The organism is uncultured Campylobacter sp. (genome assembly GCF_938018035.1).
Taxonomy (GTDB): domain Bacteria; phylum Campylobacterota; class Campylobacteria; order Campylobacterales; family Campylobacteraceae; genus Campylobacter_B.
Window position 1 is genome coordinate 1 of record NZ_CALIJF010000326.1, and the last position, 8,199, is coordinate 8,199.

Consider the following 8,199-nt stretch of genomic DNA (forward strand, 5'->3'; position numbering starts at 1 on the left):
GCGCGCATAGCGAGGCGCCCTGCGCCGAGCGTAAGCGCGCCTCTTGACTAAATATAATAGATATGTGTTGTTTTCATATTTTAGGGATTTTGATAATGTATGGTATAACTAAAGAAGATAAAATTTTTCTTTCGGAGCGTTTAAAACTCCAGCAGAAATTTCTCGATGAGAATTTTGTTTCGTTTGATGATGTTGCCTTGCCGTTGTCGTCGTTCTATTTTAGCTCTTGGCATAATCCTGCACGTTATATTGCGGAGCTTAATACTCGTGTTTCGTCTATGGAACAATATGCTTCTGATCGTAATTTAGAGCCTATATTTTGCGTTTTTACGCTTCCTAGCGTCTATCATTGCAAGAGGTCTATAAAGCTTAAAAACGGCGGATATAGGCTTGTGCGTAATGAAAATTTTATCGATGATGAGGAACATAGCATTTGTGCGGGGGCTCATCGGCTTCAGTTGCTTATTCGTAGCATTATGAATTCTGTAGTGGTTCGCGAAATTCCATCTGAGGACAGATGCTATATTACTACCAAAGAACCTCATAAGGATGGCACTTGTCATCTGAATTTGCTTTTTTTCGTTCCTGTTGAATTTAAAGAGCGTGTAATACATATTATAAAGAAACGCTTTATTTCTGATGAAAATAGGATTGAAACGAATATTCGCAATGCTACCGGGTATATTATGAAATATATTTTCAAGACTTTGGATGATCTGCGAGATAATCCGTCTATTGAAAATTTAAGCGACATTTCATTTTGGTATTTAAAACACCATATTCGCCGCGTCACTATGTCAAAGACCTTTATTAGTCTTGAAATTTATCGTAAGGTTGGCGGTAAATTTAGCCTTATTGAGCTTACTAAGAATTATAGCTTGGGTTTGCTTACGGTGCTTTGCGACACCGATAGCAAAAAGCCCGTTTTAATCTATGATAACGATTTCGGGGATTTATGGGTTAAGAAAAAGACACAAGTTTTTAATCCTTGCGGTAAAATCCAGTCTCACGAGTTAAAATCTATTCAAAGTTTCTATAATAGCGGTATTAAGCCAGTTTATTACAACCCATATAAGATATTTCGCACCGCCTGGAAAGATATGAGCGACGAGCGTCTAAAATTATACTGGCGCGATAATTGCAAAGAAATGACCGATGATATTCTAAGCGTTCAAGATTACGCTATGCTTGAGAATGAGATGATTGAGCGCGGGTTTCTGCAGAGGTATAAAAATCATATCAGATATTTTACCGAGCATGCTTTAGAGGATATTAGAGAGCTAGAATTCAAGTATTCCAATAACGGCGTTATGCCGTATCCGTTTTAGGAGTTTTACGATGTTGCTTAACGAGCTTTTTAATGATTACGTAGAATTTTACGAGCTAATACTTCGTAAGCATACTCTGGAGAGCGATATATCGATGTATAAGAAGCATATTGCTTCAACCTTGGGCAAAAAAGATGTGAGCGATATAAGTTTTTTGGATATTCAGAGGCTTTGTAACGGCTTAATCAAGGTTGATTATAAAATCAAGACCGTTAAAAATATCCTTGCAAAGCTGCACGTAATCTTTAAATTTGCTCAAAAGCTTGAGCTTATAGCTAAAAATCCCTGCGACTTCGTTGAGCTACCTAAATTTGATAATAAGCGATACTTTGATTATCCGCTATCCGTCCAAAGGCAATTTATAAAAGCTATATGTGAAAATGAAGCTGATAGCGCCGATATATTCTTTTTTCTGCTTCACGGTAGGCGTAAAAATGAAGTATTAAGCTTGCGCTGGAGCGACGTAAATTTAAAAACTAAAACTTACGTCATACCTTTTCAAATCAATAAAGCTAAGCGCGATATGGTCTATTCTATGAGCGATGAACTTTATAAAAGGCTACTAAAGCGCTATATATCCGCAAAACAGAATAATCAACTAAATAGCTACGTCTTTGTTAATCCTGCTACTGGGGCAAAATTTGTTGATCTGCGTAGAAGTTGGAATTCTTTGCTTAAGCGAAACAATTTACCCAAAATCAGGCTTCATGATATACGACACCTTATCGGCACGTATTGCATTAATTATCTTAAGCTACCGATTGAGCAAGTGAGTTTTACTCTGGGGCATACTAATATTATTACTACGCAAAAATATATTACGGCTAACATAAAGCAATCGAAAAGCACTATCGAAAATTTGATAATTTCTGCTTTGGAAAAATAAGAATATTTTAAGATTTTATCAAATGCCCTTGTAATGGGTGTTTGGTTGCAGAGGGTGGATTTGAACCACCGACCTTCGGGTTATGAGCCCGACGAGCTACCACTGCTCTACTCTGCGATACGAGAAGCACAAATGAATTTTAAAATATCATTCGCGATTGGATGGGGTAGGAGGATTCGAACCTCCGAATGATTGGACCAAAACCAATTGCCTTGCCGCTTGGCTATACCCCAGCTTTTAAAAAGCAAAAGTGTATTATACATAAATTGTCATTATAAGTCAAGTCCGTAAATAATAAAATATCAATATTTATTTTGCAAAATTATCTATATTTAGATAAAACCGTATGCTGTGCCCCAAGATAAGTATTAAAATTCTAGAAATCATATAGATTTACAAAAAAAATAGCAAGCAGGCTTAAAAAATTTATAAATTTGCAGATCAAATAGCAATACTAAATACTGAAATAAAAAAGCCCTAGCCGAAGCTAGGGCAGAATGATAAGATTATTAAGATAATCTACTATTCGTATTGAACACCTTTACCACCAAATTTGTAGCTACCTGCACTCTTATTACCGGTAGTGCTTGCAATAATTGATTTAACCTGAGATACGCCAGGCATTGCCCATACTCTCTTGCATAGATCACCGCTATCTATAACTGACATTTTAGCTTCACCTGCACCTTGATCGTATCCAGTTACAGTCAAGCAAGTCTCTTTTTTCACTTTAATAGGGTTTGGTACGTTAGTCATTTTCGCTGTATCGGCTTCGTCAGTACCAGCAAATGTGCCTTGTGATGTATAGTAAGAACCTAGGTCAGTTATAAGTGTCTGAATATTTGTAGCTGCCTTAGAAACCTCAGCGTCATCACGAGTAGCTGCAAGTCTTGGAATAGCAACAGCTGCCAAAATACCTAAAATAACGATAACGAAGATCAACTCGATCATAGTAAAACCTTTTTTCATGGTTTACTCCTTAAATAAAATTCATCCCGCATACCTATATGCGAAACTTGGCGTAATTATAGAGAAAAATTTAAAAATTGTCAATAGTTTTTGGCAAATTTTTTACAATTTATTTACAAAATCCGATTTTGCGGGCATTTTAAAATCAAAATTTTAAGCCCATTCGACCTATATAATGTATTTTGACGACGCCTCTGCACATTGATACTATAAAAATTATTCGCTTTCATTATCGTGCGTCACGATAAACCAAATGACTATTCGATATACAGGACACTACAGTCCGTATCTCTTAGTAAGAATTCCGTACTCCTCTACGCGTCTATCGCGCAAAAACGGCCACCAGCGGCGCACGTTTTCACATCTTTGCATATCGATGGTTACGACTTCACATAGCTCGTCGGTGCTATTTGCACGAAACAGCTGCTCGCCCTGCGCGCCAAAAACAAAGCTATTGCCCCAAAATCTAATCCCCTCTTCGCTGGCAAGCTGGTCTACGCGCTGTTTATTCGGCAGCACCTCTAAAGTTTCGCCGTTAAATTTGATCTCTATCGAAATCTTTAAATTCTCTCGCGCCGCCTCATTTTTCGCGGGCAAAATTTCACCGCCGATCGCCATTTTGCCGCTATCCGTTAGCGCCCCGTTATTAAAAGATAAAATTCCGCCCTCGCTTAAAATTTTACTATCGCCGCCTGCATCTACGGAGCGCAAAATTTTATCGCTGGCTGCTCCACCGTCGCTTGCTGGCGAAATTTTATTTCCCCCGGATAAAATTTCATCCGGCGAGACTTCGCTAAGCGCGGCGCTTTCAAAGCCTACGCGATTTACGGCGATTACGGGCAGGGAGTTTGCCACCGCATGCCCACGCTGTACCGCAACCCAGGCTTCCAGCTGGCGCGCTTTTTCGTCCTCGCCGTCGCCGTCAAACCACCCGATCGCGGTCGGATATATGAGCAGCTCGGCGCCCCGTAGCGCCATCGCGCGCGCCGCCTCTGGATACCACTGATCCCAGCACACGAGCACGCCGAGCCGTCCCACGCTCGTATCTATGGGCTCAAAGCCCAGATCGCCTGGCGTGAAATAAAATTTTTCATAAAACTGCGGATCATCGGGAATATGCATCTTGCGGTACTTGCCGGCGATCCTACCGTCGCGCTCGAAGACCACGGCGGTATTGTGATAGAGCCCCGCGGCGCGGCGCTCAAAAAGCGAGCTTACCAGCACGACGCCAAATCTCTTCGCCACCTCGCTCCACAGCCGCAAATCGCACTCGAAATCCTGCGCGTAGTCGAAATTTTCGGTATTTTCGCGCTGGCAAAAATAATGCGTCTGATGAAGCTCTTGCAAAACGATTAACTGCGCGCCCTTCGCCGCCGCGCGCGCGATGAGTTCGATACTGCGCGCTATCGTGCGCGCCTTGGTACCTTCAAATTTATGCGAAATCAGCCCAACTTTTAAAATTTTCATATTTTTCCTTCGATCTAAATTTAAAGCCTGAATTTATTCATGCACGAGCAGTGCAGCGAGCCGTTTTGGCGGATGAAAACGCGCGCGTTCACCCCCACTACTTCGCGATCCGCGCACGCCGCTCGCAGACGCGACAGCGCCAGCTCGTCCGCCGCGCGGTTTGGATCGTGCGGATCTGCGGGGTCTGCGTAGGTAGGCACGATGAGCGCGCCGTTTAAAAAGACGAAATTTGCATACGTCGCGGGCAGCCTGCGCCCCTGATAAAAGATCGCGCGCGGGATCGGCAGTTCGATCACGTCGTATCCGAGCGATGAAATTTCATCCTTCATCGCGCCAAGCTCCGCATAGTGCAGATCGCTCGGATCGTCGCACGACGAAATAGCCACAGTGCGCGGGCTTAAAAAGCGTGCGAGAGTATCGACGTGACTGTCGGTGTCATCGCCCTTTATGAAACCGCGCTCGAGCCAGATTATGTTTCTTAGCCCGAAAATTTCACGCAGCCGCGCGTCCAACTCGGCCTTGCTTAGGGAGTTACGATTTTCGTTTAGCAAACACGCGCTCGTAGTCAGCATCGTGCCCGCGCCGTCAAAATCGACGCTGCCGCCTTCTAAGATCAGATCCACGTCTCGTAGCGGACGCTCGCTCGCGGCGTAAAATTTTGGATTTAACGCATCGTCCTTGGCGCTTGCAAATTTGCCGCCCCAGGCGTTGAAACGAAAATTTAGCCCCGTGATTTTATCGCCCTCCTCTACGTCGATCGCTCCGTAATCGCGAATCCACGTATCGTCGGTATCGATTTGCGCGAAGCTCGCGTTTGCTAAGCCGCCGCAAATTTGCTCAAAATCCTCGCGGTTCGGCGCGATCGCGACGACCGGCTCAAACCTCGCTGCGGCGGCGATAAAGCTGCGATAAGCCGCCCGTATCTTGCCCAAATACGGCGCCCAGTCGGTGCGTGCGTGCGGCAAAGACACCAAAAGCGCCTCTTGCTCTTCCCATTCGGCGAATGCTCTCATTTTTGCTCCAAGATTAAAATTTCACGGATTATAGCGAAGCTCGGTTTAAAAAGATATTTGTGGATGGTGCGCCCGGAGGAATTCGAATCCCCGACCTTTTGAACCGCAATCAAATGCTCTATCCAGCTGAGCTACGAGCGCACGAAATAAAAGAAAACGGGATTATAGCGTTTTTAGCTTAAATTTAACCAAAAAGGCGGTTTAAATTTCGACATGCGATAAATTTCAGCTCGCTCAAAATTCCGCAAGCTCAAACCCGAAATGCCCTAAAATTTTACCGCTTCGTAGCCCAAATCCTACGCACAATAAATAAAATTTAAATACTTTTTTGCTACCATAACGCAAATTTCAAAAACGGATACGCAAATGAATAAACGAAGTTTCTCGTCGCGCTGGGCTTTCATCATCGCCTGCGTGGGCTCTGCCGTGGGTATGGCAAACGTCTGGGGCTTCCCCTACAAACTCGGCACGAACGGCGGCGGCGCGTTTTTGCTGATCTATCTATTTTTTATCGCGCTATTTTCCTATGCGGGGCTTAGCGCCGAGTACGCCATCGGACGCCGCGCCAGAACGGGCACTTTGGGCTCTTACGAATACGCGTGGAAAAGCCGCGGGCTAGGCACCGTCGGCAAGATCATCGGCTGGCTGCCGCTTGCGGGCTCGCTGTGTATCGCTATCGGCTATGCAGTCATCATCTCATACGTGCTTAAAGCCCTAGCACAGGCCATAGGCGGCTCGCTGATGAGCGTGGATACGAACACCTGGTTTGAATCCTTCGCGCTAACGCCCTATTCGGTCGTGCCGTTTCACTTTATCGTCGTTGCAGGCACGCTTTTTACGCTGTTTTTCGGCGCGCACAGTATCGAAAAAACCAACAAAATCATGATGCCGCTATTTTTTATCCTTTTTGCGGTGCTTGCGGTCAAGGTCGCCATGCTACCGGGCTCGGGCGCTGGGTATAAATTTCTATTCACGCCCGATTTCGGCAAGCTTAGCGATCCGATGGTGTGGATATCTGCGATGGGACAGGCGTTTTTCTCGCTTTCGATCACGGGCTCGGGTATGATCGTTTACGGCGCGTATCTGCCTAAAAACGAAGACGTCGTCTCGGCTGCGAAAAATACGGCGTTTTTCGACACGCTTGCGGCGATGGTGGCCGCGCTCGTAATGATCCCTGCGGTCTTTGCGTATCACACCGATCCCGCCGCGGGTCCGGGGCTGCTTTTTGTGACGCTGCCTAAAATTTTACAAGATATGATCGGCGGGCAAATTTTTGCGATCATCCTCTTTACGGCGGTGATCTTCGGCGGAATTTCATCGCTTCAAAATATGTTTGAAGTCGTCGCCGAGTCCTTGATGCATAAATTTCCGCGCCTGAACCGCACCTGCACGCTCGTGCTTTTGTGCGTGATCTGCTTCGGCGTGGGTGTAAATATGGAAGCGATCGTCAAATGGGGGCCGTGGATGGACTTCGTCTCGATCTACATCATCCCGATCGGCGCGGTCATCGGCGCGGTTTCGTGGTTTTGGGTGATCAAAAAAGATGAAATTTTAGATGAAGTAAATTCGGGAGCATCCAAGCGATACGGTGCATTTTGGTACAACGTAGGGCGCTTTTTATACGTGCCGCTGGCGATGTTACTTTGCATAATCGCGCTAAGCATGCATATTTCGTTTTGAGTTAAATTTTATCATCGAAGCATGAGATTAAAATTTAATCTGTAGTGAATCAAAGGATCGATTGTATGAGCGATTTAGAAAACGAAAATTCCCCAAAGCCCAAATTGCGCGAATGGGATTCGAGACCTACGAAAATCCGCGAAAAATCCAAGCTCTCTAAATTCGCAGAATATTCGATGCCTATTTATGCGCTTATATCTTTATCGGTGTTTTTTATACCGATAAAAGTTTTAGATAAAAGCGAAGCCTGCGCTAGTTTCGTTAAATTTATGAAAGGAATTTTTCCGAATATCGAAGCCTTTGAAGCTATTAGCGCAATGCCCCAGGTTACGGCTTTTTACGTAAGTTTTATGTGGATTTGGGTAATTGTTTGCTCGGCTTTGATGATTTATCTTAGTTTTTACAATATGCCAAATATCTATGATTTAAAAGTTTTTCCAAAAGGAATTCCCGCTATTATATTTACGTTTTTCTTAGGATATCTGGGAACTACGTATTATTATCTAGGCGAAATGGCTACGGGAGAAATAAGCTTCGGACTAAAAAGCTTTAACCTATATTTTGCCTCGAAAATTAAGATGTATTTTTGGATTACATTTTTTTCTCTATGGTTTATTGCCGGTTGCGGCGTTGGTTCTTGGGGTTTGATTTTTACAATCTGTGGTTTTAAAAATTTGAAAAAATATTAATCAAAAGATTTGAAGAATGGGTTACCTTATAGGCGATAAGCTGATCGACATCGGGCTCATTTTGTTTTTCGGCGGTTTTGGTTTTGTATGCTATATAAACGGCGTATTGGGCATCGGCAAAGACTATATGCAGCGCAATAAAATAGACTTCGTGCGCTGGATGTTTA

General features: G+C 44.0%; 7 protein-coding genes, 3 tRNA genes and 1 pseudogene. 5 read left to right on the forward strand and 6 right to left on the reverse strand.

Annotated features, from left to right (window positions below; genetic code table 11):
• Positions 1–95: 95 nt before the first annotated feature.
• The 3 genes and pseudogenes from Q0257_RS13110 to Q0257_RS09720 all read left to right on the forward strand — a co-directional run.
• A pseudogene (locus Q0257_RS13110) lies at positions 96–653 on the forward strand (replication endonuclease); the annotation flags it as partial.
• Positions 654–686: 33 nt separating this feature from the next.
• On the forward strand, positions 687–1,328 hold the full coding sequence (locus tag Q0257_RS09715) for a hypothetical protein (protein WP_298024449.1): 642 nt from the start codon (positions 687–689) through the stop codon (positions 1,326–1,328).
• A 10-nt stretch (positions 1,329–1,338) separates the two neighbouring features.
• On the forward strand, positions 1,339–2,214 hold the full coding sequence (locus Q0257_RS09720; protein WP_298024451.1) for a site-specific integrase: 876 nt from the start codon (positions 1,339–1,341) through the stop codon (positions 2,212–2,214).
• Positions 2,215–2,256: 42 nt separating this feature from the next.
• Here Q0257_RS09720 and Q0257_RS09725 read toward each other — a convergent pair.
• From Q0257_RS09725 to Q0257_RS09750, 6 genes are all read right to left on the reverse strand, one after another.
• Positions 2,257–2,331, reverse strand: a tRNA-Met gene (locus Q0257_RS09725).
• A 41-nt stretch (positions 2,332–2,372) separates the two neighbouring features.
• Positions 2,373–2,447: transfer RNA gene (locus Q0257_RS09730), tRNA-Gln, on the reverse strand.
• 289 nt (positions 2,448–2,736) lie between these two features.
• Positions 2,737–3,183, reverse strand: a complete 447-nt coding sequence (locus Q0257_RS09735; protein ID WP_298024454.1) for a type II secretion system protein — start codon at positions 3,181–3,183, stop codon at positions 2,737–2,739.
• A 276-nt stretch (positions 3,184–3,459) separates the two neighbouring features.
• Positions 3,460–4,650, reverse strand: a complete 1,191-nt coding sequence (locus Q0257_RS09740; RefSeq protein WP_298024455.1) for a carbon-nitrogen hydrolase — start codon at positions 4,648–4,650, stop codon at positions 3,460–3,462.
• 20 nt (positions 4,651–4,670) lie between these two features.
• Positions 4,671–5,663, reverse strand: coding sequence for an agmatine deiminase family protein (locus Q0257_RS09745; protein ID WP_298024458.1), 993 nt, complete (start codon positions 5,661–5,663; stop codon positions 4,671–4,673).
• Positions 5,664–5,727: 64 nt separating this feature from the next.
• Positions 5,728–5,804, reverse strand: a tRNA-Arg gene (locus Q0257_RS09750).
• Between the two features lie 225 nt (positions 5,805–6,029).
• Here Q0257_RS09750 and Q0257_RS09755 point away from each other — a divergent pair.
• Positions 6,030–7,343, forward strand: a complete 1,314-nt coding sequence (locus Q0257_RS09755; protein WP_298024460.1) for a sodium-dependent transporter — start codon at positions 6,030–6,032, stop codon at positions 7,341–7,343.
• Between the two features lie 65 nt (positions 7,344–7,408).
• Positions 7,409–8,032 (forward strand): hypothetical protein, encoded by a 624-nt coding sequence (locus tag Q0257_RS09760; RefSeq protein ID WP_298024462.1) that lies wholly within the window; start codon positions 7,409–7,411, stop codon positions 8,030–8,032.
• Positions 8,033–8,199: the final 167 nt, after the last annotated feature.

Excerpts from the sequence above, each read along its gene's own strand:
- Q0257_RS09745 (WP_298024458.1), bottom strand. The coding sequence starts at position 5,663 with ATGAGAGCATTCGCCGAATGGGAAGAGCAAGAGGCGCTTTTGGTGTCT.
- Q0257_RS09760 (WP_298024462.1), top strand. The coding sequence starts at position 7,409 with ATGAGCGATTTAGAAAACGAAAATTCCCCAAAGCCCAAATTGCGCGAA.
- Q0257_RS09715 (WP_298024449.1), top strand. The coding sequence starts at position 687 with ATGAAATATATTTTCAAGACTTTGGATGATCTGCGAGATAATCCGTCT.
- Q0257_RS09740 (WP_298024455.1), bottom strand. The coding sequence starts at position 4,650 with ATGAAAATTTTAAAAGTTGGGCTGATTTCGCATAAATTTGAAGGTACC.
- Q0257_RS09735 (WP_298024454.1), bottom strand. The coding sequence starts at position 3,183 with ATGAAAAAAGGTTTTACTATGATCGAGTTGATCTTCGTTATCGTTATT.
- Q0257_RS09720 (WP_298024451.1), top strand. The coding sequence starts at position 1,339 with ATGTTGCTTAACGAGCTTTTTAATGATTACGTAGAATTTTACGAGCTA.
- Q0257_RS09755 (WP_298024460.1), top strand. The coding sequence starts at position 6,030 with ATGAATAAACGAAGTTTCTCGTCGCGCTGGGCTTTCATCATCGCCTGC.